Below are 234 nucleotides of genomic sequence, written 5' to 3'. Positions count from 1 at the left end.
CTTGGTATTGATCAATCGAACAATGACGATTGGATCATTGTTTCGTCGATTGAGGATGGCCAAACATGTAAGATTATGCTGACTGATTGTGAGTCAGCCTACCGGGGGAGAGGCTGTTTTTCACTGATCGCCTCTTATTATGACAATGCGATTCATATCGGGGACATTAAAGGCCCGCCGAACCACGGCTACGGCTCGCTCTGCATGAACTTTTTAAAACATATCGCCAGCGAG

At 46.6% G+C, this 234-nt stretch carries 1 pseudogene; it reads left to right on the top strand.

Features of this window, described 5'->3' with window-relative positions:
• Positions 1-234: pseudogene (locus SB847_RS22315) on the top strand (hypothetical protein); the annotation flags it as partial.

The organism is Bacillus sp. SIMBA_026 (assembly GCF_046535335.1).
GTDB classification, from domain to species: Bacteria; Bacillota; Bacilli; order Bacillales; family Bacillaceae; genus Bacillus; species Bacillus velezensis.
This window is presented reverse-complemented; position numbering and strand designations above follow the sequence as displayed.